Raw genomic sequence first — 23,724 nt, forward strand, 5'->3', positions numbered from 1 at the left:
CGCCTACGCCGCCTGGGAGAGAGGCCTGAACGAGAACTTCAATGGGTTGTTACGCCAGTATATCCCCAAAGGGACCGATCTGAGGTTGGTCACGGATGAGCAAATCGCGCTGGCACAACAACGCCTCAATTTGAGGCCAAGAAAATGTCTTGGCTACAAGCAGCCTCAGAAGGTATTTGATGACTATCTGAGAGCTGCTTGAAACGGGGAGTGTTGCACTTCGGAGTTGAATTCGCGCTTTTACTTAATAACCCCTTATTGGAGAACGCGACTCTGACGATTCGCGCATAATAGCTAGATACTGCCCAGACCGAAGATCGAATATGGCTGCCTCAACATGACACCGGAAATACGTTGAGGCAACCGATCTCACAGCTTGCATCGACCAGGCTGCAAGATCTAATGACGCTCGCCCTGCTCTCGCAGCACCTCCTCCAGGCTGATTTTCGCGCACACCGTATCCTTGATGTACCCGACCAGATTACTGGCTGAACGGCGGATCAGGTTTTCCATGTCCGCATCCTGGCAGTGACCGTCGGCATCGAACACCTGGTGCACCTTGGCAACCGATACCACCATCGGTAACGGGATCGCACCGACATGGGAGCAGATGGCGCGCAGTTGTTCCGTGGACTTGATTGCACCGATCACGCCGGCCGCGACACCAAGCAGCGATATGGGCTTGTCAGCCAACATGCTTGGAAATCCCAGGTTGTCGATCGCCAGCTTCATCGGACTGCTGATGCCGCCATGATATTCGGGCGAGGCCAGCAATACCCCTGTCGCCTCCTTCACCGTCCGCTGGAACTCCTCTATGGCGTCCGGGTTTTGAGCGGCCAGCCCAGGTAGCGGGAGATCGAGCTTTTCCAGATAGATCGGCGTCACTTCAACATCCGGGAATTTGGCCAGCTCATCCAGCGCGATGTTCAGCGCCATGGCCGTGTAGTTGCCGGGACGCACGCTGCCGCAAATAGTCACGATCTTGATAGCCATACACTCGCCTCCTGTTCATTATCAGGCGTACTGGCTGGCAGCGGCCTGAGAAAAGGTTAAGCACAGTGTAGTTCAAGCGCTGTCTTGAATCGGGTTCAGGCCCTGAACCACTCGCTCTACAACGCCGTAAAAGGCGCTGCGTAGCGCACAGTACCGGCAGCTTCGCTCAGATAACCGGGCTGCAACTCCAGCGCCATAAAAACTTCATCCGGCACCGGGTATTCGCAGCCGATACCGAACTGGGAGGCCGGCACGAAGCCGAAGCGCGGATAGTAGCCGGCATGTCCAAGCACCGCCACCGCCCCCACGCCCAATTCGGCACAGCACTCGAGGCCGGCCCGCACCAGTGCCGAGCCGATGCCCTTGCGTTGCCGGTCCGGCGTTACCGCCATCGGCGCCAGCCCCATCAGCTTGAGGCTGGGTCGTCCCGGCAGAGTCACCGGCGAGAACAGGATATGGCCGACCGCTACCCCTTCCTGCTCCGCCACCAGCGAGACCAGCGGCCCGACCTGCTGCCGCAATGCGGCGACCAATCGAGCTTCGGCCGGGCCATCGAACGCACTCAGCAAGATCGACTCGATGGCGCCCTGATCAGCGCTTTGCTCGGCTCGGATCAGCATCGTTTACGGTCCCCCCGGGCTAGAAGCAATGAACAGCCTATCCAGTTACCGACTTGGCGTAGCTCACCCGGTCGATATCACAGACCTCGACGGTCAGCGAAGCCGGTACTGACACTATAGCCTTGAGTTCCGCCAGCACCCGGTCCGACAGCGCCGCTTTCTGCTGCTGGTTACGGCCGGACAGAATTCGGGCCGTTATATGGACAAAATCCAGCGTTCCGGCACCGGTCCGGTAATGTTCGTAGGCTACAGCCCGGGTTTTGATATCCGCGCCCTCGAACAGTTCGGACTTCAGCGCCCCATGATGCACCGCCTCGATCAACGCCGACGGCGTTAAACGGGCTTCCAGGGTTTTCGAATACTCGATAATGCAATGCGGCACCGGGGCACTCCTATGGACAGTTTTGGCTCCAGCAGAGAACCGGGCCATACCCGGTTATTTTTACAGAGAAAAGGGTGGGATAGAACCTTCCAGTTGATCGTGCAAGTGCAGTATGAACACGCAGCAATGCATCTGCACGATCACTTTATGCTTGCACCACGTTCAGCCAATAAAATACGCAATACCGAGCGGTGACAATGCGCCTCGTCTTCACAATAACAGCCGATGGAAAAGTTGCTGTCCTTTGAGAAGGCTGCCAGTAGATCCAGTGTTCTACTGGCATCGGGTGCGGAGAGCTCCTTGCGAAATTTCTTTACGAAGGCAGCCCACTCCTTGTCGGTTTCAGCACTCTGCGCCAGTTTCATCAGCTCCGGCGAGGGAGACAAAATCGGCAACCAGACGTCGTACCAGTTTTGCAACGCATAATCGCTCTTCTTGACGCCGCGCGGCGGGCGACGAACGGTGCCCAGACGCAGGCCCTCATCTTTACTTCGCTCCGTTCCCAGACGCACCACCTGAATAGCCATAATTCACTTATCCTCCAGCTGACCAGCCGATTAACCGTATCGCCATCAACGCATTACAAATCGTACTTCAGTGTTTTTTCAGGTATTTCCCCAGACCGAATACCTATGGCAGGGCCCGTTCACGGCACTTGATGAGTAATCTGTTTTGCAACCATCCAGACGACAAGAGCCCACTGTTGCCGTATAGCTGTTCACTTAAGGCAACGTGCCCTTGCTATTTGAGCAAGGCCCCTATCGGGAATGACGTGGTCTGGTAGGGCGTACTTCAGTGCGCCACCGCCGCAGGCGGTTGTGGAGCCCTGCGGGCTCCTGGTCGACTGAACCGGCCCGGCCGGAATCAACCCTACAGTCACACTGTTCCAGCCACTTAACCGAACAGTATTACGGCAGTTGCCGGCTCTAGATAGCAGCCTTACAGCTGCTGCTGGATACGTTCCGCCACGTCGGCCGGCACCCACTGCCGCCAGAGATCGGCACGGGTCTTCAGGAAATGGCTGGCGGCCTGATCCGGTTCCGCCTCGTTTTCCGCTGCCCAACCCAGCACGCCGTTGAACTTCTCGGTGGGGATATTAAAGGCAGAGAAGAAGCGGGTCAGCTGCGGTGCCTGCTCGACGAATTCGCTGTTGGCCCCGTTGATAATATCGGAGACCGGGAATCCACTGGCCGCCGGTTGTTCGCAGTCGGCGCTGATATTGCACTCATGCCCTTTCGGGTCGTAGGCGGGCATCTGTAACTGGGTGAATTGGTAGCGTCCCAGCAGCGGTGACGGCCCCCAATAATAGAACAGCACCGGCCGCTGGCGTTTGTATTCGGAGATGATCGCCGCTTCCAGCGCCGCGCCACTGCCGGCCGAGAACAGCACGTAGTCACTCTCCAGCTCGAACGCCTTCATCAGGTTCTGGTTGGCCACCTCGCAGGACCAGCCGGCCGGACAGGTGTAGAATCGGCCCTTGCCGGGCTCTTCGGCATCGCGGAACAGCTCCTTGTACTTGGCCAGATCGTAGACCGATTTCAGGTCGGGATTGGCCTCGGCCACGTAGCTCGGGATAAACCAGCCCTCGACTCCGCCGGAGTAGATGCTGGCCAGGTCCTTGACCTTGCCCTGCTCCTTGGCGCGCTTCCAGGCTTCGGCCACGCTGTTCGGCCAGATCTCGTTCATCACATCCACATCGCCGCGGATGGTAGCGGTGATCATCGGCAGAGTTCCGCCCACCACCTGTTCGGTGCGGCACTGGTAGCCTTTCTCCAGAATCTGCTGCTGGATATTGACGGTGATCTGGTTGGACAGCCAGCTCATGCCGGCGATTCTGATCGGGCGATCCAATTCGCAGGCCGCCTGGGCATTCGGGGTGAAAGCACTGAACAGCAGTCCGGCTGCGGCCAGCGTCTTGATCGGGCCACTACGCATGGTCCATCTCCTGGAGGTCGTGAGTATCAATGTTGGCGGCCAACCGAGGCGATTCGGCCGGCACAGGGGCACAATACCAGTGCCACCCCGCCATTTCACCCAACAAAATCTCCGGGTTCACTCAGAGCCAGCGGCGCACCCGGCGCCGGTACAGATCGAACTGTTCGCCGAACAGTTGCTGCATCGCCCGTTCTTCCGGCACGATCTGGAAGCGGTTCATATAGCCGACGAACAGCGCCAGCATCGCCAGACTCACCGGATGTGCCAGGTGGAACGCCCAACCCAGCAACACCAGCGCCATACCGAGGTACATCGGGTTACGGCTGAATCGGTAGATACCGCTGACCACCAGCGAACTGGCATCACCGGGCTGCATCGGATTAACGGTGGTGTGAGCACGGCGGAACGACAACACACCGGCCAGCGCCACCAATACGCCCAGAACGCCACAACCAACTCCCCAGCCGAACATCGGTGGCAATGGCAGCGTCAACGACGGCCATAGTCGCGCCGCGCCCCACATCAACAGCGCCACGATCCCGCCAACCACTACCGGCGGTACTTTCAGTTCAAGCCGTTCAACAGATTGCTGCCACTTCATCGGTTTGCTCCCTGTGGTCCTGACCAACAACGCACAGGCCACCGGGGCGGCGGACGACAACTGGTGTACACTGCGCGTTTCAGAACGATGATGCTGATAGCCAGCCGAAAACACAATGGATAAACAGGCCCTGATCGCCCAGATCCTCGACCAGCTCGAACGGCAGCTGCAGGAAGCCCTGCAGGCCGCAGACGAAGCGCACCAGAACGCGACCCACAGCGAGAGCCAGGCGGAAACCCAGTACGACACCCTGGGGCTGGAAAACGCCTACCTGGCGCATGGCCAGTCGATGCGGGTAGAAGCCCTGCAACAGGCGCTTGCCTGCTACCGGCAACTGCCGCTACCTGAGTTCAGCCCGCAGATGGCGATCGGCATCGGTGCGCTGGTACAGGTCGAGGACGACGAGCGGCAAAGCCTTTACCTGATCGGCCCGCTGGCTGGCGGTATGCAACTGCAGCTCGATGGCCAGCCGGTCCGTCTGGTCACGCCGGAATCGCCGATCGGTACGGAACTGATCGGCAAACAGCTGGGCGACGAAGTGCGGCTGCGCCGTGCCGGTCAAGAGCTGTTGGCCGAGATAACGGACCTGCAATGAGCGATCCACTCGTTAGCCTGGCGAGCGCCTGCCGCCAGTATCTGAACGGCCGGCTCGGCACTGACCCGGCCCACGACCTGGCCCATGTCGAGCGGGTGGTGCACAGCGCCCGCCAACTGGCAGAGCAGGAAGGCGCCGACCTGGCCGTGGTGCTGCCGGCCGCCTGGCTGCACGACTGTGTCACCCTGCCGAAAGATGCCGCCAACCGGCAGCAGGCCTCCCGGCTGGCCGCCGCAGAAGCCGGTCGGTTTCTGACTGAGCTGGGCTACCCGGCCGAACACCTGCCGGCCATCGGCCATGCGATCGAAGCGCACAGTTTCAGCGCCGGCATCGAAGCGCGCACGCTGGAGGCGAAAATTGTCCAGGACGCGGACCGGCTCGATGCGCTCGGTGCCATCGGCGTGGCCCGCTGCCTGCTGGTCGGCGGCGCCCTGCAGCGACCGCTGTACAACACGACGGATCCGTTCTGCCATCGACGCGCACCTGACGACCGGCAGTTCAGTATCGATCACTTCTACCGCAAGTTGCTGCAGCTGGCCGACGGCCTGCATACCGGGGCCGCACGGCGGGAAGCGAGCCGACGGCTGCCGTTCATGCGCCAGTTCCTGGACCAGCTGGCATCTGAACTCCCGCCCCGGGGGTAGTCGCTATTTGGGCTTGTCAGGACGAAGCCAGACTATTACCTTGGCAGAAGGAACAAGGAGTATTTGATGAAGGTTCTGCATACCCGCGCCCGTCAGTTGTGCGACCAGATCGCACGGGCCAATGCACACCTGCCGGACGAGGCCCGCCGGCAGAAGTTCGAAAAGATGGCCAGCTCAGCCTTTATTTTCTTCCGCGGCACCAGCCACCTGTTCTGGCACGATATGTCACGTGACTGGCGCATCTCGCTGTTCGGCGGCCGGCCGCAGAGCCAGATCTGGCTGCAGGGCGATGCCCACCTCTACAACTTCGGCGCCCTGCATGACCATCAGGACCGGATCTACTACGGCATGGACGACTTCGACGATGCGGTGGTGGCCGACTACCAGTTCGACCTCTGGCGACTGGCGGCCAGCCTGGTGCTGGACCTGAAAGAGCGCAGTTACTTCAGCGAGGAACTGGCGGACCGGGCGGTCAAGCAGCTCGGCAAGCACTACCTGCTGGCAGTGGCCGGTTCCAGCGAAGCCCAGCCGGCTGTCCGGTTGGAGCATGCGCCGAAACCGATCCGCCAGTTCCTGGAGCGGGTGCACCGCAAAAGCAGTCGCCGCCGGATGCTCGGCAAATGGACCGAGCCGGGCCTCTGCCGCTTCAACCTGCAGCACGCCAAGCTGGAGGCAGTCGACAGCGACACCCGCCAAGCCTTGATCGAGGCGATCGGCCACTACCAGTCCACCCGCGCCGAACCGCCGGCGGAACCGGCAAAAGTTCTGGATATCGCCCGCCGCACCCAGGCCGGCACCGGCTCACTGGGCAGCCATCGCTATTACGCATTGATCGCCGGCCCGCAGCCGGACGACAACCTGATCCTCGACATCAAGCAGCAGCATGAACCGGCACCGGTCGCGGCGATGCCGGCGTTGGAGCGTGATTGGTACCGGGAGACCTTCAGCCACGAGGGACGGCGCCATGCCCAGGCCTACCAGGCGATCGCCGAGCATCCGGACAGCTGGCTCGGCTGGCTGGAACTGGACGGCGCCCAGTACTCGGTGCGCGAGCGTTCGCCGTTCAAGAAAGACTTCCCGACCGACCGCCTGACCAGCGACCAGTACCTGGAAATGGCGGCGATCTGGGGCGAGATTCTCGGTCGGGAGCATGCCCGCGGCTCACAGCAGGTACAGGAACCGGGCAGCGGTTTTATCGACTTCGTCCACGACCAGGTGCAACCGGAGCGCAAGGCGTTTCTACGCCTGTTGCGGGCGGTCGCATTGAACTATGCCCGCTGCTGCGAACTGGACTGGCAGGTTTTCAAACGACAGTTTGCCTGTGTGCCGGCAGCCTCCGCTGAAACTTGCGAAACACCGTAATACTGGCTGTGATAACGTTAATTTCCGTAGTAAAAGCAGCTAGCGTAGCTGGAAAGGATTAAGGCCGACCCTATGCCGAGTTTTCTGACCGAATTGACCAACACCGAGCAGCAGGCCGAGCTTTTCCGCAAGTTTTTCGAAGCAGCGCCCTACTCCATCGCGCTGACCGATGCGATAACCGGCCAACTGCTGGATATCAATCCGGCCTTCGAACAGAAAACCGGCTATGGTCGCGACGAGGTGATCGGTCGCACCACCGCCGAGCTACTGCTGCGCGCCGACAAGAGCACCGCCCATCAGTTGCGCAATAAGCTGCTTAGTTCAGGGCAGCTGGATGACGAGGAGATTACCATTTTCAGCCGCGACGACGATCGGTTGCGGGTATTGCTTTCAAGCCGGCTGATCAATATCGACGATCGCCTGCTGGCGTTGACGATCTGTGTGGATATCACCGACCGCTACCACTTCGAGCGCGACCAGGCGCTGGCGGCACAGATGTTCGGCAGCAGTTCGGAAGGCATCTGCATTCTCGATGCCGAATACCAACTACTGCGCGGCAATGAACGCTACTGGCAGATGACCGGCCAGCAGGAATCCGAAGCGCTGCACCGGCGGCCGGGCTGGCATATCGGCCTGGAAGGCAGACTGTCGATCTGGCCCCAACTGCCGACCAACGGCGGTTGGTCCGGCGAACTCTATATCCCCGCTCCGGACGGCAACCAACAGCTCTGCTGGGCACAGATCAACGCGGTGCCCTCCTCCGACAACGATACCCGTTATGTGGCGGTGTTCTCAAACCAGCACCATGAACTGCCGGAAAGCATTTATCAGCTTAGCCACTACGACCTGATCACCAAGCTGCCGAACCGGTTCGAATTTATCGAACAACTGAGCCGGGAGATCGACGCCTGCCGCGAACATCGCAGTACACTGGCGGTCATCACCGTCGACCTGGACAACTTCAAGGGCATCAATGAAAGTTACGGCCTTAGCGGCGGCGACATGGTACTGCAGATGGTATCGCAGCGGCTGAGCCGCCTGCTCGGCGAATTGCCCAATGCGCTGATCCGCCATGCGCTGGCTGCCCGCATCGGCGGCGACGAATTTGCGGTGATGCTCAGTTTCACCCGACGGATCAGCCCGGAGCAGGTCAGCCAGACCGGTGAACAGCTGAAAAGCCGGCTGCTGGAACCGATGGCGTTGGGTGAGGATGAGCTGATCGTCACCCCCTGCCTGGGTATCAGCCTGTACCCGGACGATGCCGGCAATGCCGATGCGCTGCTGAACCGAGCCAGCAAGGCGCTCAGCATCGCCAAGCGCAACGGCCCGAACAGCATCGCCTTCTATGCCGCCGATATGAACCGCCAGGTATCCGACCAACTCAAGTTGCAGACCCAGCTGCGCTACGCGCTGGAGCGCAGCGAGTTCGAGCTGTTTTTCCAGCCCAAGGTCGAACTGTCCGGCCAGCAGGTGGTCGGCGCCGAGGCGTTGCTGCGCTGGAACCACCCGGAACGGGGCATCGTGCCGCCAGGGATGTTCATTGAGATCCTCGAAACCAGTGATCTGATCTACCCGGTCGGCCACTGGGTACTGGAACAGGCGTTCCGGACCGTGCAGCAATGGCATCAACAGCAACAGCCCTGCCAACTGGCGGTCAATATTTCCCCCAAACAGCTGCTGCACCGGGATTTCCTCAACGATGTGGAACGACTGATGCAGCGATACCCGATCCCGCCGCAACTGATCGAGCTGGAGGTCACCGAGGCGCTGCTGCTGTCCGATGTAAGACAGGCCGGTCGGATCCTCAACGCCCTGAAACAGCTTGGCTTTATCATCACGCTGGACGACTTCGGCACCGGCTACTCGTCGCTGAACTACATCACCCACCTGCCATTCGATGTTTTGAAGATCGACCGCAGCTTTGTCGACGGCCTGCCAAACGAAAAACGTTCGGTGGCGGTGGTCTCCGCGGTGCTGGCATTGGCACAGAGCCTGGATCTGCAGGTAGTCGCTGAGGGGATCGAGGAACCCCATCAACAACAGGCGCTGCTGGATCTGCACTGCGCGCTCGGCCAGGGTTACCTGTTCAGCCGACCGCTGCCGCAGGCGGAATTCGAGCAGTACCTTGCCCAATCGCCGTGCACGACGTCCGGCACACCCTTGCGGACAGGTTCAAAGCGATAACAGGGCAGAATAAAAATTTAATTGCCAATAATTTGCAGCACTAACCAGCCGCCCAACCGCAGACCGGGAGACCATGGCGCTCAGCGGGCGGGCGGCGCGCAGCAATCGACACCCTCCCTGGCCCTATCGTTTCGCCGACCGCCTTTTCAGTTCTGACCGGCACCCATCCGACTACTCATCTGAGCCAGTCTATCGCCCGGAGCCAACCAGGCCCAACAGTATCCCGCCGTCCGGCTTTCCAGCGGCGCAAATCGTCATCGATTCGGCGGCTTGGCTTACTGGCCGCATGCTTGCCCCCTGAGGCACTGCCGGCTGCCGCCCACCTATAGTTTTTCAAAACAACCCACTGTAACGGGGGCCATATGAAGAAACTGACAATGACCAGCCTGCTGACGTTCGCCCTGCTCATCCCCTTTGCCGCGGCTGATTCGGCGGTAAATTTCCGGGTGGATCTATCGGGAGCTCAGGAAGTACCTCCGGTGGAGACAGCCGCCACCGGCAGCGGCCACTTTCATGTGAACCAGCAGCGTAGCGAGATCCGTTTCGACCTGGAAATTGTCGACGGCATTGGCATTCTGGGTGTCGCCGGCGCCCATCTGCACTGCGCCCCGGCGGGAGAAAACGGTCCGGTGGTCGCCTTCCTGGCCGGCATGAATCCGCCCAGCGGCTTCGACGGCAGGCTGCGGATCCGGGCGACCCTCACCGAGGCCAGCATTCTTGACCCGTCGTGCGGCGCCACGATCGCCGAGCTGGTCGAGGCCATGCAGCAGGGCGAGGTCTACATTAATGTCCACAGTCTCGCCAATCCGGCTGGCGAGGTTCGGGGACAATTCTGACAGCCAAAGCCAGATCAGCGGCGACCGACAGGGATGTCTGCTCAATCTGCCGAGGGCCGCCGCTACAGCCGTTGCGGGGCGGCCCACTGCCAAGGCTTTTAGTGACCACCACTCTCTCCCCGGTCGAGCTACCTCATCGGCTTTCCCACCACTTTCCGTGCCGGTAAAAATTGCATATCCAACCCAGCAAAAGATAAGCTCTGTAGCGAACCGCACAACTTGCAAAAAATTCTCCCGGATTAAAAAAGCGATGAAAAAAACCAAGGCTCACGGCGAGTATATTCGGCGCATCAACAATGCCATCAAATATATAGCCGCAAACATCGACTCCAAACCGAGCCTCGATGAGGTAGCCAGTGCAAGTCACTTTTCGCCGTTTCACTTTCACCGTATTTTCCACGGCATCACCGGCGAAACGGTAAACGACTTTATCACCCGAAAACGGATGGAGCTGGCCGCCAACAGGCTGGTCTGCAAGCGGGAGTTGACGGTCACCGATATCGCCGAGATGGGCGGATTTTCGTCCAGCGCCAACTTTGCCAAGGCCTTCAAGCTGTACTTCGGCATCACCCCCAGTCAGCTTCGAGACCCTGCCAACGTCGAAAGCAGCAAGATTGGAAAAATCTATAGCAAGTACGGAAAGGCGTTCGATGCCCGGAGTTTGTACTCTCAATTTGTCACTGACACAGTGAATTTCAACCCTGACAAATTAGAGAAACTACTAATGGACGTCAAAGTAAAACAACAGGAAGCAAAGCAGGTAGCCTATTTAACATCACCTAAGGGCTATGACCTGGACGCTATTTTCGAAACCTGGGACAAGATCATCAACTGGGCGCAAGCGAGCGGCATAGAAAACAATGAAAGCAAGCGCTTCGCGCTGTGCCATGATAACCCGATGGTAACGCCGACGGATAAATGCCGCTACGACGCCACGATTGAAATCGATGATAGCGTGCCGGTGGGTGCTCCCTTCGCTACCCAGACCATCCCGGCCGGCAGTTACGCCGTCGCTTACTACAAAGGCGACGGTGACAAAGTCAGCAACTTCTACATGGAGCTGTACGCGAACTGGTTACCCGCCAGTGGTTTTGAACCCGATAATTACCCGCCTATCGCCCAGTACCTGAATGACTCCCGGCAGGACGGTTATGTCGAGATGAACGCCTATATCAAGCTGAAGGAACTCAGCGCTTAACAGCTGTATTACTGGCAAAGTTAGCGGTAAAGCCGCTGCCTCAAACCAGACAGTCGGCGATTTTTCTTAAGCCCCGCCCTGTACTTGTCAGCCGGCAAGTACAGGGCGGGGCTGATTTACGCAAAATCCCTCCTCCCGTCACCGTCACCGTCACCGTCACCGTCATCGGCCAGTTCAGCTCACCAACTCCTAGCACCGATAAAAGATGGCGGCCATTGCCAGTGCTGCGCTACCATCGCCGCTCGACTCACCAGACCAGGATGGTAATAATGCTCAAACGGATCACCCTAAGCCTGCGTACCGTGGCGGCTTTTGTATGTTTCTCTGTCGGCCTGGCCAGTGCGCACGCCGCAACATCCAATGCCGGTGTCAGAATCATGGCAACTGCAGACCCGGTCACGCACAGCGCCATGAAAGCCGCCGTTTTTTACCCCACCGACGAATCAGCCGGCAGCACGCATGTGGGGCCCTTTAAGATTTCCGCAACCAAGGATGCCACCATCCAGCCGGGCAAGCATCCGCTGATACTGCTGTCCCACGGCAGTGGTGGCAGCATGTTCAGCCATCATGACAGTGCCGCCTTTCTCGCCAGGCAGGGCTACATAGTCGCGGCCATTGAACACCCCGGTGATAATTTCCGTGACCACAGTGGCGTCGGCAGCGACCGGGTGTTGATCGGCCGGAACTTGCAGCTCTCCGCCCTGCTGGACTCGCTGCTTGAGAAGAGGCCGTTCGTCTCATCGGTTGATTCGAACAAAATCGGCGTGGCCGGCTTCTCCGCCGGCGGCTATACCGCATTGCTGATGGTTGGTGCCAGACCCAACTTTTCACTGCTGGAATCCTACTGCGCCGGTCACGCCACCAGTGTGCTTTGTAGCGGAGGAGGCAGCGTCAGCCTATCGTCCCCGCCACTCAAAGCGCAGTTGGACAGCCGCATTGATGCGGTATTCGTGATGAGCCCGGTGGCGGCCTTTTTCGATCCTGACGGTCTGTCCCGGGTGAACAAACCGGTCGCGCTTTATACAGCAGCCAACGATTCCGAACTGCCGGTTCAGGACCATGGCCACCGGTTGCGGGATAGTCTTGCCGGGCTTGTCAGCTATACGGAGATACCGGATGCCGATCACTTCGTCTTCCTGTCACCCTGCAGCGACAAGATGAGATCGATCGTGCCAGTGCTCTGCACCGACCCGCCCGGTATAGACCGGGTACAGGTTCATAAGACGCTCAACAACGATATGCTGAGCTTTTTCAATTCCGCACTGACTCTGCCCTGACCGACTTCGCAGCTACCGATACCAGCATCAGCGCTAAAGGTCGCCGCTAAAAGGCCTCCTACAGGATCCTTTACAGGAGGCAGTTCGCGGCGACCGGACTCTCTTTTAGCCGGCCGTCGGCTGCGGCGGTTCGATATGCCGGTTGACCAGATGCTTGCGCCAGAACTGGTCGGAGCGTCGATCGATCAATCGGGTCATCACGGCGATCACCGTCACCGAAAACAGCAACCGCAGCCAGAGCACGCCGGAGATATCGGCGCCCAGCAGCATCACCAACAGGGTATCCTCGATGACGCTGTGACAGAGTGCCAACAGGCCCATCGCCGCGAAGATATCGCGCTTCGAAACATGACCGGCGCGCGCTTCCTTGATCAACAGGCCACCGCCGAACGCCAATCCCAGGGTTACCCCGACAATGGTGATAGTGGTGGCCTCGCGGCCAATCCCCAACAGCTTCAGCAGCGGCCGCAACAGCCAGGCCATCAGTCGCTCGATACCGGCCAGCCGCAGCAGTTTCAGCCCGGTCAACAGCACGATAATCACCAGCTGGATCATCAGCAGGCTTTCCCCCTGACTGATCAGCCAGCCGCGCCAACTGTCATCCACCGGGGCCGGCTGCCAGGCCAGCTCATTGGCCTGTTGCAGCCAGCCGCCGGCACCATAGAGCGTATGCAGCAGCCAGCCGAGCAGCAGGCCGCCGCCGATCCGTAACACCAAGGTCACCCGCAACCGCACCCCGGCCTGCTGGGCGATTCGGGCCTCCACCGGCAGGCCATGGGCCATCAGCATCAGCGTGCCCAACACGGTGATCTGTGCCACGGTCAGCGACTCCGCCTCCGGCAGTTGGAAGAACACCAGCATGCCGGCATAGATATTGGTGGCCATGGTGGTGGCCCAGACCAGCCCCATCGACTCCGGCAGGCCGACCCAGTTCATCAGCGGGCCCAGCACCACCCCCAGGTAAGCCACCGCCCCCAGCTCTTCGAGTATTTTTACCACGATCAAGGCCGGGATCATCAACCGGAACAGCGTGTAGGAGACCTGCCAGATCTCCCGTCCCAACTCACTAAGAAATTGCTTCATATCGGCGTCCTTTCACTCGTCCCCCGTTGAACGCCATAATATAGCAACCGCAGTGGCGAAAATTTCTTTGTCGCCCGACTTGACCGACCTATAGTTCTATTTGCTATCCATTTACGAAATCTTTGAACCCATAACGCACAGATAAGAAACGATTATTAACAACCATGGAACTGGACAATATCGACCGCCGGATTTTGCGTTTGCTGCAGCGGGACAACCGGCTGACCAATGTCGCCCTGGCCGAACTAATCGGCCTGTCGCCGCCCGCCTGCCTGAAGCGGGTCAAATTACTGCGCCAGCAGGGGGTGATCGATCGGGAGGTGGCGATCCTGAACCCGAAACTGGCCGGCCTGGCGATCACCATGATCGTCGAAGTGGAGATGGAGCGGGACCGGCCCGATCTCTACCAGCGTTTCAGCCGGGAGATACAGCAGGCGCCGGAGGTCACCCAGAGCTACCAGGTCACCGGCGAGGTGGATTTCGTATTGATCGTCAGTGTCGACAGCATGGAGTCGTTCCAGCAGTTCGTCGAACGGGTACTCTATGCCGAACCGAATATCCGCAAATTCCGCACCCTGATCTCGATGAAGCGGGACAAGTTCACTACCGAGCTGCCGCTCTAGCAGCCTGCCAGGCAGATTCACGGACGATTCAGTTGTTCGGCCGCAGACTGAGCGCCATTGGCATACCGACCGCTACTGACGGACACAGAATATACGGCGACGGAGCTCACCGTAGTTAAGGAACCGAGCAATGAAAAAGCAGCTGTTAATACTCGCCACCACCACCCTGCTGGCAATGCCGACCTTTGCCGACCAGGGCCATCACGGCAACAAGCACAAGCAGTTACCGCCAGGCCTGCAGAAAAAGGTCGACCGTGGCGAAGCGCTACCGCAGGGCTGGCAGAAGAAGCTGGCGGTCGGCGAGGTGCTCGAGCGCCGCCTCTATAACCATGCCGAAGTCATCGAGCCGGCCGGCCTGGACGGTATCGCCACCATCCTGCTGGATGATCGCCAGCTGCGGGTGATGCAGAACTCACTGGAGATCATCGAGATTCTGCAGCGCTGAGCCTCCTAAACAAGCCCGCGGCCGCTCAACCGGCCGACCGGGCCGGGTGATGCTTCGGCAGCAGCAGCGTCAGTCCGGTCGCCGTCAGCAGCAGCAGGGTCGAGACATAGAGACAGGCCTCCAGCCCCCAGGCCTGGAACACCCAGCCGGACAGCATCGTACCCAGCAATCGACCGGCGGCATTGGCCATATAATAGAAGCCGACATCCATCGAGGTGCCCTCCTCCTTGGCGTAGCTGACGATCAGGTAGCTGTGCAGCGAGGAGTTGATGGCAAATAGCAGCCCGAACAGCAGCAACCCACCGAGCAGCACCGGCTGCGGCGCCTGCGCCAGCAACAGCGCGATCAGCGCCGGCACCAGGGCCAGCAGACCGGTCCAACCAACCGCTTCGGCCGGCCCCGGCACCCGACCGCTACGCCGGCCGGTCAGCCAGGGCGCGCCGGCCTGCACCAAGCCATAAGCGATCACCCAGCTGGCCAGGAAACCGCCCACCTGCCAGAAATCCCAGCCAAACTGACTGCTCAGGTAGACCGGCAACGCCACCACGAACCAGACGTCTCGGGCGCCGAACAGGAACAACCGTGCCGCCGACAGCCGGTTGACCGCCACACTGGGTGAGAACATCTCGCTGAACTTCGGTTTGGCCTTGCTACGCCCCAGGTCCTGCCGCAACAACAGCAGACTGCCGGTCAGCACCAGCGCCAGCATGACGATCATCAACCAGAGCGCACCGGTAAAACCGAACAGGCTCAGCAATGCGCCGCCCAGGAAGAAGCCCACCCCCTTGAGGGTATTCTTCGAACCGGTCAACACCGCCACCCAGCGGAACAGCCGTCCCTCGGCATCGGCCTGGGCCAGCGCCTTGACCGAGCTCTTGGCGCTCATCTTGTTGAGGTCCTTGGCGATACCGGACAGCGCCTGGGCGGCCATCACCCAGGGCACGCTGAGCATGGTTGCCGGCACCGTCAGCATCAACAGCGCGATCACCTGCAGGCCGAGGCCGATGTTCATGGTGCGGTTCAAGCCGATCCGGGCACCGAGCCAGCCACCGACCAGGTTGGTCACCACGCCGAAGAACTCGTAGAACAGGAACAGCATGGCGATCGCCAGCGGACTGTAGCCGAGCTGGTGGAAGTGCAGCACCACCAGCATCCGCAGCGCGCCGTCGGTCAGCGTAAACGCCCAATAGTTGCCGGTTACCAGCAGGTACTGGCGCAGGTCGGCACGACTGAGGCTCATCGGGCTTACTCCTGCGCCATGATCAGCTTGGCCAACTCCATGGTGCGGTTCACGTAGCCCCACTCGTTGTCGTACCAGGCGTACAGTTTCAGCTGGCGGTTGTTGACCACCATGGTGGACAGCGCATCGATGATCGAGGAGCGCGGGTCAGTGCGGTAGTCGATCGACACCAGCGGCCGCTCTTCGTAGCCCAGCACGCCCTTCAGTTCCCCCTCGGCGGCTTCCTTCAGCAGCTGGTTGACCTCCTCCACTGTGGCATCGCGCTTCAGCTCGAACACCATGTCGGTCAGCGAGGCGTTGGCCAGCGGTACCCGCACCGCATGTCCGTTCAGGCGCCCCTGCAGGTCGGGGAAGATCTCGGTGATCGCCTTGGCCGAACCGGTGGTGGTCGGGATCAGGCTCATGCCGCAGGCGCGGGCCCGGCGCAGATCCTTGTGTGGCGCGTCGAGGATGGTCTGGGTATTGGTGATGTCATGGATGGTGGTCATCGAGCCGTGCTCGATACCGATCTGCTCATGGATCACCTTGATCACCGGCGCCAGGCAGTTGGTCGTACAGGAGGCGGCGGTGACAATCCGGTGCTCGGCCGGATCGAACAGCTGATGGTTGACGCCCATCACCAGATTCAGCGCGCCCTGCTCCTTGACCGGCGCGGTGACCAGTACCCGCTTGACGCCCTGATCAAGGTATTGATTCAACTGAGCCACCTGCTTGAACTTACCGCTGGCCTCGATCACCAGGTCGCAACCGGACCAGTCGGTATCGGCCAGCGCTTTATTGGCGCTGAAGGCGATTCGCCGGCCTTCGATAACGATCATATCCCCGTCATCTTCCGCCTCGTGCTGCCAGTGACCGTGTACTGAATCGAAGTTCAGCAGGTGAGCGAAGGCCGCCGCATCACCGGCCGGGTCGTTGATCTGCACGAACTCCAGTTCCGGCCACTCCCAAGCCGCACGCAGTGCCAGCCGCCCCATCCGGCCGAAGCCGTTGATACCTACCTTGATGGTCATTTTAAAAACGCTCCGTCTTCAATAAATAGAAACATTCTCAGCAGCAGGCGGCTTCGCGAACCGGCCGGCCGCCCATCCGGGCCAACTGCTGCAACGGCACCTCCAGCAGCGTCGGGTTGGCCTCGGCAGTCTGCGCCAACACTGACTCGATCCACTGCGGCAACGCGGGACTCAACCGATAAAACATCCACTGCCCCTGGCGTCGGTCCTGCAGCAGACCGCAACTACGCAGCTGGGCCAGATGGCGGGACACTTTCGGCTGGGAAACCTGAAGTGCCTCGGTCAGTTCACAGACGCAGAGCTCCGCTTCGTGGTTGGCGAGCAACAAGATCGCCAGCCGGGTCTCGTCGGCCAGGCACTTGAACACCTGTACGGGATTCCACTCATTCAACATATGCACCTCGCTGACACTCTTCACTTACCCCTGGCTAGGGGAGCGGTAATGCGCAAAGCATAAGACAATACATGCTTATATACAAATATCCATATATACCTATGTACTGCATGCCGATGCTCAGCTTCTCAGTAGCGCCTGCACGCAAAAACCAAAAAAAAAATTTGCCGGATTAAAAAATTTTTTAATCCGGCAGTCGGCATTTTTTTATTTTGAATACAAACCATGTTTTTATTGGATTGCTTCACCCAAGCCGCACCGGCAGCCAACTCCGAACGGCGCCATGCCCAGCCCGCGTGCCGGCACGGCCTACCGCTGCTTAGAACGGCAATCATAAGAGCCCGAAGCAGTTCCTTCCAAACCGCAGCAATCCCACTAACCACGCGGCCTTCAGCGACATAAAACAATTTCTTCCGCGGGCTTGACGGTGGCTATATGGACTCCATAATACCGGCAAATCCTGAGTGACAACGTTCTGTTGTCTTGGACTCCAACCGGAGTCGAATAATCCAGCACAATTTAACCCAACACCGCGCTTGCTAGATCGCGGCTACAATCTTTGGATGGATCTGACAATGTTTGCTGCAGCCCGCCCGATGACAGCACTGTTTTTCTCCTATGGCCTGTTGCTGTTGGGCAACGGCCTGTTTATGACGCTGTTGGGCCTGCGCACCAAACTTGAAGGGTTCTCTACCGAGTGGGTCGGCTTGCTGATGGCCTGCTATTACCTGGGGTTGTTCATCGGCGCCCGTTATAGTGCAGTGGTGGTGGAACGTGCCGGCCATATCCGTGCCTTTGCCGCCTTCGCCTCCTTCCTGTCGATGTCGCCACTGCTGCATGTAATCTGGATCGAACCCAAATTCTGGCTGGTGTTGCGGCTGATCGACGGTTTCAGTCTGGCCGGCTTGTTCATGATCACCGAAAGCTGGCTCAACGCCCGGGCCGACAACAACACCCGTGGCGGCATATTGGCTCTCTATATGGTCATCAACTTCATGGCATTGGGATTGGGTCAGTTATTGCTGCCGCTAGGCAACCCGATGGACTTCAAGCTGTTCGCGCTGGCATCGGTGTTCTTCTCGCTGTCACTGGTGCCACTGCTGCTGACCCGTGCCAGTGCGCCGCTACCGGAGACACCGGAGGGGATGAGCATCAAGCCGCTACTGAAAGCCGCCCCGGCCGGCTTCTGGGGTGCGGCATGCGCCGGCTCGGTCAGCTCCGCGTTCTTCTCGCTCGGGCCGGTATTCGCCCAGGATCTGGGCCTGTCGGTGAACCAGATCTCGCTGTTCATGGCAGCCGGTATCTGCGGCGGCCTGGTGCTGCAGATCCCGGTCGGCAAACTGTCCGACCATGTGGAGCGTCGCAAGGTGATCGCCTCGGTCTGTCTGGGCACCCTGTGCTGCGCCCTACTGCTGGGCGCACTGAGCCTGCAACAGGCCTCGGCGTCTTGGCTGTACGGCGCAATCTTCGCCTTCGGCAGCCTGTCGTCGTTGATCTACGCGCTGTCGGTGGCCCACGCCAACGACTGGTGCGATCCCGACAAACGGATGCAAACCTCAGCCGGCCTGCTGATCGGCTACGGTTGCGGTGCGGTCCTGGGCCCGCTGGCCGGCGCTTTCGTGATGGGGCAGTTCGGCCCGGGCGCGCTGTTCGGCTATATCGCCATCTGCTGCATGCTGATGACCGGCTATGCGCTGTACCAGTCGGTTACCGTTGGCCAGGCGCCGGAGAAGATGGAGTTCGTCCCGCAGGCAGGCTCTTTCCAGCCGTCCGAGGAGTTCCTGGTGGCAGCCCAGGACTCCGCCGAGCCGGTGCACGAAGAGCCGCCGAAATCCAGCAGCCAGGCAGCCTGAACCATCTAACCTCTGCTCAGCTAAAAGGCATAAAAAAACGGGCCGACTTTACAGTCGGCCCGTTTTTTCAGTGCTGTTTACGATTCTGCCCCAGGGTGGCGAGAGTACCGGGCAATTCTCTGAAATCGCACGCTTCAGATGGCTCCTGCGTGTATCTGGAAGCTCAATGCAGAGTCGGGGTATCGCTGCTGTCCGGCACGATCACATGACCGTGCTCATCGGTCGACAGAACCCCTTCCGATACCGCCAGTTCCAGCAGCTGATGCAGCAGCATCCGGGTCAGATGGGTGCTGATGATCAGCCCGGCCGGCGGGTCGCCGTCGAACATATCCTCGTCGATCAGGCCATCCGGCCTTAGCCCGAGCAACAGCGGGTTCTCGGCGATCAGCGGCGCCAGGTCGTCGGGCGCGAATACCGCGTAGTCGGACGACAGGGTCAGCGCCTTCTGGTAAGCGTCACGCGAACACTCCTGCAGGGAGGCCAGAAAAGCGTCCTCGGCGGCATTGAAGATCGCACTGAGCTGGCTCTGACCCGGCTTGGTCAGATTGCTGCGCGCGGTCGCCGAGTGGCTGTAGTCGGTGGAGATTGGATACTGGTTATCCTGGCTCATCTCCTCCTCGTCGACCAACAGGGCGCCATCCTCGTCCACCTCCAGCCAGTCATGCTCGACCGCCACGGTCAGCAGCCCCTCCAGCGAGGCCGCCAGGATATTGCTGCAGATGATCACCCCAACCGATGGATTCTCGCGCTCCTGCTTGTTCATCACCAGGCTACCGGCTCTGGCCGCCAGCAGGGTCGGGTCTTCGGAGACAATCCGGGCCAGGGTGTCCGGCTCGATAAACAGCCGCTCATGACAGAGCCGCTCGGCGGACAGATAGGGGTGAAGACCGTCGCTTTCCTGCATCAACCGGACATATTCCAGCCGCACATCTTCCAGAATCCGCGTCAGCAGGCTACTCATCACGGTCGGTTCCTCCGCTGGATATATAACTTCCGACATATTTATACTAAAGTTCCCTAGACCATGGTCGATTCTAGCGTTAGAGGCAACTCTTTTCTCAGTCACTTTTTAGCAACGGAGGCTAACAGATGCACGCAGGGACAGCGCCGGAACCATCGGTGGAGGAAGAAGGCTCGGTCTACATCCTCTCCGATAACTGATCGGCGACCACTTATAGGAAAACGGCCTCATACAGAGGCCGTTTTCAGTTTCTCAATCAGTGCAGCTGAATCCCTATCGGCCTGACATCGCCCTTCAGCGCATCGAACGCCCGGCGCAGCGAAGCCAATGGAATCAGTCCGAAATCCTCCGGCGAATCCGGCAGATCATACCAGTCCAGCGCCCAGATCCGGGTCATCAGCTCATACTCGCCCAACAGCGCATCAAGGAAGATCATCACCGCTTCGACCCGCGGGTCCATATCCAGCATCTTCGGCGCGTCGGTCAGGTAGATCTCCAGGTGCAATCGGCCATTCACTATCCGTAGCGCACACCAGAAATCGCGCAGCTCGCAGAGTTCATCCCCCACATGCACGTAGCCGGGCACCGGGTCGTAGCGCTCGTTGAACGCCTTGAAGCGGATACCGCTCATCTGCGGCGCCTCACCGACCAGGTGCAGCACGCTGTTGATCGATTCCGGGTAACCATCGCAACCGAACACCATCTCCACCGGCCCCTCTTCACCATCGTCTCGTTCGAAGTGAAAGGTCAGGTTACGGTCGATCTTCTGCAGTTCGTCACGGTACTGGCTCAACAGGCTGTCGGCATCGAAGCGGTCGCCTTCGCGGCTGTCCAGCAGCTGGTCGATGGTATTCTCCAGCCGCTGCCAAAACTCCTGGATCTGTTTACGGGAGGTATTCATGAATGACTACAGCGGACTCCAAAAAAGGTAGGGACGGATCTAGGTTCAGGTACGCGGCACCACGACGCCGGTCTGTCCCTGGTACTTGCCGCCACGGTCCCGATAGGAAGTCTCACAGACCTCGTCAGCACCGAGGAACAGCATCTGCGCCACCCCTTCGTTGGCATAGATCTTGGCCGGCAACGGGGTGGTGTTGGAGAACTCCAGGGTTACATGCCCTTCCCATTCCGGCTCCAACGGAGTCACGTTAACGATGATGCCACAGCGGGCATAGGTGCTCTTGCCCAGGCAGATGGTCAACACGTCACGCGGAATACGGAAATACTCCACGGTGCGCGCCAGGGCGAAGGAGTTCGGCGGGATGATGCAGACGTCGGACTGCACATCAACGAAACTGCCGGCGTCGAAATTCTTCGGGTCGACCACTGACGAGTTGATGTTGGTGAAGATCTTGAATTCATTGGCACAGCGCACGTCGTAGCCGTAGCTGGAGGTACCGTAGGAGACGATCGGGCTGCCGTCGTTCACCCGTACCTGCTGATCGCCAAACGGTTCGATCATGCCATGTTCCTGCGCCATACGGCGAATCCAGCGATCCGATTTGATGCCCATATACGTTCTGCTTACCTTGAAACTGAATCTGTAACGAGGCTGCGATTCTACCGGATTCACCGCCCCAGGCGAAGAGCCCGCAAGCGGCTAATTGGCAGCGGGCGATTTTCTTTGTTCGGCGTTCCACTTTATCCGCCAGGATATAACCCTGCCACCCGCCCAGGCATAAGCCTATTCCAGAACGCGCTAAGATTATAATTGCTAAGCATTCTCATTCGCGTTTAGTATTGGTTTTCATTTTTATCTCGTTAACAAGGAGATTCCGGTGAGCATCGCCCTCTTCTATGGCTCGACTACCGGCAATACCGGCGATATCGCCGCCAAGGTGCAGGATTACTTCGGTCAGGACGAACTGCAGTTATTCGACGTCAAAGATTGTGCCCCCGGTACCATCGAGGCGTTCGGCCAACTGATCTTCGCGATCCCGACCTGGGATTACGGCGAGGTCCAGGAGGACTGGTTCGAAATCTGGCAGGAGCTGGACAGCCTGGATATGCAGGGCAAGACGGTCGCCTTTATCGGCCTCGGCGATCAGTACGGTTATGCGGAGTGGTTTCTCGATGCGATGGGGATGCTGCACGACAAGATGGTCGCCCGCGGCGCCACTGTGATCGGCCACTGGCCCAACGAGGGCTACGAGTTCGATGCCTCCAAGGCATTGACCGCCGACGGCAGGCACTTCGTCGGCCTGGCGCTGGATGAGGATTGCCAGCGCGAGCTGACCGAGGACCGGTTGGACGCCTGGTGCGCCCAGGTGATAGTGGAGTTCGCGGCGGCCTGAGCTTTTAGCTGAAAGTGCGCCATTGCGGGCCTGCAAAAACAGGCCCGCAACCAACTCAGTCCTCGACGATCGAGATGGTCGGAATCTGGCCGCTGTCGGCCACCCGCTTGACCAGCGAGGCGGCCAGCTTACGGGCGATATCGCGGTACAGCTGCGCCGCCTGGCTGTCCGGCTCAGCCACCACTGTCGGATGGCCGCCATCGGCCTGCTGGCGGATACTCATGGCCAGCGGCAGGCTGCCAAGCATCTGGGTATCGTACTGGGCGGCCACCTTGTCGCCGCCGCCCTCGCCGAAGATATGCTCGGCATGGCCGCAGTTGGAGCAGATATGCACGCTCATGTTCTCGACGATGCCCAGCACCGGGATATCGACCTTGCGGAACATCTCGATCCCCTTGATCGCATCCAGCAGCGCGATATCCTGCGGCGTGGTCACCACCACCGAGCCGGATACCGGCACCTTCTGCGACAGGGTCAGCTGGATATCGCCGGTGCCCGGCGGCATATCGATGAACAGGTAATCGAGATCCTGCCACTTGGTCTGGTTCAACAGCTGCTGCATGGCGCCACTGACCATCGGCCCGCGCCACACCATCGGGGTGTTCTCATCCACCAGAAAGGCCATCGACATCGCCTGCAGCCCCTGGGCCTGCAGCGGGATAAAGTACTTCTCGTCGGGTGAGGACTGCGGCCGGGTACCGGCCGGCACACCGAGCATCTGGCCGAGGCTCGGACCGTAGATATCGGCATCCAGGATACCGACCCGCGCCCCCTCGGCGGCCATCGCCAACGCCAGGTTGACCGCGGTGGTCGACTTGCCGACCCCGCCCTTGCCTGAAGCGACCGCGATGATGTTCTTGACCCCCTGCATCGACGCCAGATTGCGCGGCGACGGGTGCTGTTCGACCCGGTAACTGAACATTACCCGCACCTGCTCGACACCTTCGATCGCGGCACAGTGTTCGGCGATCTGCGCGCGCAACTGGTCCGCAATGCCGGCAGCCGGATAGGGCATGATCACTTCCAGCACCAGCTCGCCGTTCGCCAGCGACACCTCGCCCAGCGCCCCCTGTTTCAACAACCCCTGCTGCAGGTAGGGATCGTTCACCCGGTTCAATGCCTGCTGTACCGCCGCCAGCGTGCTATCGCTCATGCCGTTGTCTCCTTGAGGACTACGTTTTCCAAACAGTTTCT

26 protein-coding genes are annotated in these 23,724 nt (G+C 59.9%); 12 read left to right on the top strand and 14 right to left on the bottom strand.

Annotation, left to right across the window (positions count from 1 at the left end):
- The coding region (locus tag K6T12_RS17645; protein ID WP_390879097.1) for a transposase at positions 1–202 on the top strand (202 nt) is incomplete at its 5' end.
- 197 nt (positions 203–399) lie between these two features.
- Here the strand turns inward: K6T12_RS17645 and K6T12_RS17650 are convergent.
- The 6 genes from K6T12_RS17650 to K6T12_RS17675 all read right to left on the bottom strand — a co-directional run bounded on the left by K6T12_RS17650 (position 400) and on the right by K6T12_RS17675 (position 4,531).
- Complete coding sequence (locus K6T12_RS17650; RefSeq protein ID WP_222224197.1) at positions 400–993, bottom strand: NADPH-dependent FMN reductase; 594 nt, start codon at positions 991–993, stop codon at positions 400–402.
- 116 nt (positions 994–1,109) lie between these two features.
- Positions 1,110–1,613: a GNAT family N-acetyltransferase gene (locus K6T12_RS17655; RefSeq protein ID WP_222224198.1), complete on the bottom strand. Its 504-nt coding sequence runs from the start codon at positions 1,611–1,613 to the stop codon at positions 1,110–1,112.
- A gap of 37 nt (positions 1,614–1,650) precedes the next feature.
- A complete protein-coding gene (locus tag K6T12_RS17660; RefSeq protein ID WP_222224199.1) occupies positions 1,651–1,995 on the bottom strand; it encodes a 5-carboxymethyl-2-hydroxymuconate Delta-isomerase in 345 nt (114 codons plus the stop codon).
- A gap of 140 nt (positions 1,996–2,135) precedes the next feature.
- A complete protein-coding gene (locus tag K6T12_RS17665) occupies positions 2,136–2,522 on the bottom strand; it encodes a DUF488 domain-containing protein (RefSeq protein WP_222224200.1) in 387 nt (128 codons plus the stop codon).
- A gap of 412 nt (positions 2,523–2,934) precedes the next feature.
- Positions 2,935–3,930: an ABC transporter substrate-binding protein gene (locus K6T12_RS17670; RefSeq protein WP_222224201.1), complete on the bottom strand. Its 996-nt coding sequence runs from the start codon at positions 3,928–3,930 to the stop codon at positions 2,935–2,937.
- Between the two features lie 121 nt (positions 3,931–4,051).
- Entirely contained in the window at positions 4,052–4,531 is a 480-nt protein-coding gene (locus K6T12_RS17675) for a methyltransferase family protein (protein WP_222224202.1), read from the bottom strand.
- A 115-nt stretch (positions 4,532–4,646) separates the two neighbouring features.
- Between K6T12_RS17675 and K6T12_RS17680 the strand changes: the two genes are divergently transcribed.
- The 7 genes from K6T12_RS17680 (at position 4,647) to K6T12_RS17710 (ending at position 12,627) form a co-directional block, all read left to right on the top strand.
- Complete coding sequence (locus tag K6T12_RS17680; protein ID WP_222224203.1) at positions 4,647–5,126, top strand: GreA/GreB family elongation factor; 480 nt, start codon at positions 4,647–4,649, stop codon at positions 5,124–5,126.
- Entirely contained in the window at positions 5,123–5,770 is a 648-nt protein-coding gene (locus tag K6T12_RS17685; protein ID WP_222224204.1) for an HD domain-containing protein, read from the top strand. The genes K6T12_RS17680 and K6T12_RS17685 overlap by 4 nt, the downstream gene beginning before the upstream one ends.
- A gap of 66 nt (positions 5,771–5,836) precedes the next feature.
- Positions 5,837–7,132: a DUF2252 family protein gene (locus K6T12_RS17690; protein ID WP_222224205.1), complete on the top strand. Its 1,296-nt coding sequence runs from the start codon at positions 5,837–5,839 to the stop codon at positions 7,130–7,132.
- Positions 7,133–7,204: 72 nt separating this feature from the next.
- On the top strand, positions 7,205–9,316 hold the full coding sequence (locus tag K6T12_RS17695) for a sensor domain-containing protein (protein WP_222224206.1): 2,112 nt from the start codon (positions 7,205–7,207) through the stop codon (positions 9,314–9,316).
- A 362-nt stretch (positions 9,317–9,678) separates the two neighbouring features.
- Positions 9,679–10,152 carry a CHRD domain-containing protein gene (locus K6T12_RS17700; RefSeq protein ID WP_222224207.1) on the top strand — a complete coding sequence of 158 codons (474 nt, stop codon included), beginning with the start codon at positions 9,679–9,681 and terminating at the stop codon, positions 10,150–10,152.
- Positions 10,103–11,350: an AraC family transcriptional regulator gene (locus tag K6T12_RS17705; protein WP_255611874.1), complete on the top strand. Its 1,248-nt coding sequence runs from the start codon at positions 10,103–10,105 to the stop codon at positions 11,348–11,350. Before K6T12_RS17700 ends, K6T12_RS17705 begins: the two co-directional genes overlap by 50 nt.
- Before the next feature lie 269 nt (positions 11,351–11,619).
- On the top strand, positions 11,620–12,627 hold the full coding sequence (locus K6T12_RS17710; protein WP_222224208.1) for an alpha/beta hydrolase family protein: 1,008 nt from the start codon (positions 11,620–11,622) through the stop codon (positions 12,625–12,627).
- Positions 12,628–12,732: 105 nt separating this feature from the next.
- Here the strand turns inward: K6T12_RS17710 and K6T12_RS17715 are convergent, their stop codons facing one another.
- Complete coding sequence (locus K6T12_RS17715; RefSeq protein ID WP_222224209.1) at positions 12,733–13,710, bottom strand: nucleoside recognition domain-containing protein; 978 nt, start codon at positions 13,708–13,710, stop codon at positions 12,733–12,735.
- Positions 13,711–13,874: 164 nt separating this feature from the next.
- Between K6T12_RS17715 and K6T12_RS17720 the strand changes: the two genes are divergently transcribed.
- Together K6T12_RS17720 and K6T12_RS17725 are read left to right on the top strand one after the other, a co-directional pair.
- Positions 13,875–14,333: an Lrp/AsnC family transcriptional regulator gene (locus K6T12_RS17720; RefSeq protein WP_222224210.1), complete on the top strand. Its 459-nt coding sequence runs from the start codon at positions 13,875–13,877 to the stop codon at positions 14,331–14,333.
- A gap of 130 nt (positions 14,334–14,463) precedes the next feature.
- The gene (locus K6T12_RS17725; RefSeq protein ID WP_222224211.1) at positions 14,464–14,778 is read left to right on the top strand and encodes a hypothetical protein; all 315 of its coding nucleotides are present in this window, start codon (positions 14,464–14,466) and stop codon (positions 14,776–14,778) included.
- A gap of 25 nt (positions 14,779–14,803) precedes the next feature.
- Here K6T12_RS17725 and arsJ read toward each other — a convergent pair whose 3' ends face one another.
- The 3 genes from arsJ to K6T12_RS17740 are packed head-to-tail and all read right to left on the bottom strand — an operon-like array spanning position 14,804 to position 17,422.
- A complete protein-coding gene (arsJ, locus tag K6T12_RS17730; protein WP_222224212.1) occupies positions 14,804–16,018 on the bottom strand; it encodes an organoarsenical effux MFS transporter ArsJ in 1,215 nt (404 codons plus the stop codon).
- 5 nt (positions 16,019–16,023) lie between these two features.
- Positions 16,024–17,028, bottom strand: a complete 1,005-nt coding sequence (locus tag K6T12_RS17735) for an ArsJ-associated glyceraldehyde-3-phosphate dehydrogenase (protein ID WP_222224213.1) — start codon at positions 17,026–17,028, stop codon at positions 16,024–16,026.
- A 37-nt stretch (positions 17,029–17,065) separates the two neighbouring features.
- Positions 17,066–17,422, bottom strand: coding sequence for a metalloregulator ArsR/SmtB family transcription factor (locus K6T12_RS17740; protein ID WP_222224228.1), 357 nt, complete (start codon positions 17,420–17,422; stop codon positions 17,066–17,068).
- A 596-nt stretch (positions 17,423–18,018) separates the two neighbouring features.
- Between K6T12_RS17740 and K6T12_RS17745 the strand changes: the two genes are divergently transcribed.
- Positions 18,019–19,275, top strand: a complete 1,257-nt coding sequence (locus K6T12_RS17745; RefSeq protein WP_255611875.1) for an MFS transporter — start codon at positions 18,019–18,021, stop codon at positions 19,273–19,275.
- Between the two features lie 163 nt (positions 19,276–19,438).
- On the opposite strand, the gene K6T12_RS17750 is transcribed toward K6T12_RS17745, so the two are convergent.
- From K6T12_RS17750 to dcd, 3 genes are all read right to left on the bottom strand, one after another.
- On the bottom strand, positions 19,439–20,236 hold the full coding sequence (locus tag K6T12_RS17750) for a hypothetical protein (protein WP_222224215.1): 798 nt from the start codon (positions 20,234–20,236) through the stop codon (positions 19,439–19,441).
- Between the two features lie 256 nt (positions 20,237–20,492).
- The gene (locus K6T12_RS17755) at positions 20,493–21,137 is read right to left on the bottom strand and encodes a hypothetical protein (RefSeq protein ID WP_222224216.1); all 645 of its coding nucleotides are present in this window, start codon (positions 21,135–21,137) and stop codon (positions 20,493–20,495) included.
- A 45-nt stretch (positions 21,138–21,182) separates the two neighbouring features.
- Positions 21,183–21,749: a dCTP deaminase gene (dcd, locus tag K6T12_RS17760; protein ID WP_222224217.1), complete on the bottom strand. Its 567-nt coding sequence runs from the start codon at positions 21,747–21,749 to the stop codon at positions 21,183–21,185.
- Between the two features lie 265 nt (positions 21,750–22,014).
- Between dcd and fldB the strand changes: the two genes are divergently transcribed.
- The gene (fldB, locus tag K6T12_RS17765) at positions 22,015–22,530 is read left to right on the top strand and encodes a flavodoxin FldB (RefSeq protein ID WP_222224218.1); all 516 of its coding nucleotides are present in this window, start codon (positions 22,015–22,017) and stop codon (positions 22,528–22,530) included.
- Positions 22,531–22,585: 55 nt separating this feature from the next.
- Here the strand turns inward: fldB and apbC are convergent, their stop codons facing one another.
- On the bottom strand, positions 22,586–23,683 hold the full coding sequence (gene apbC, locus K6T12_RS17770) for an iron-sulfur cluster carrier protein ApbC (protein ID WP_222224219.1): 1,098 nt from the start codon (positions 23,681–23,683) through the stop codon (positions 22,586–22,588).
- Positions 23,684–23,724: the final 41 nt, after the last annotated feature.

Origin of the sequence: Marinobacterium arenosum, assembly GCF_019795155.1 — a bacterium.
In the GTDB taxonomy this organism is placed as follows: Bacteria; Pseudomonadota; Gammaproteobacteria; order Pseudomonadales; family Balneatricaceae; genus Marinobacterium_C; species Marinobacterium_C arenosum.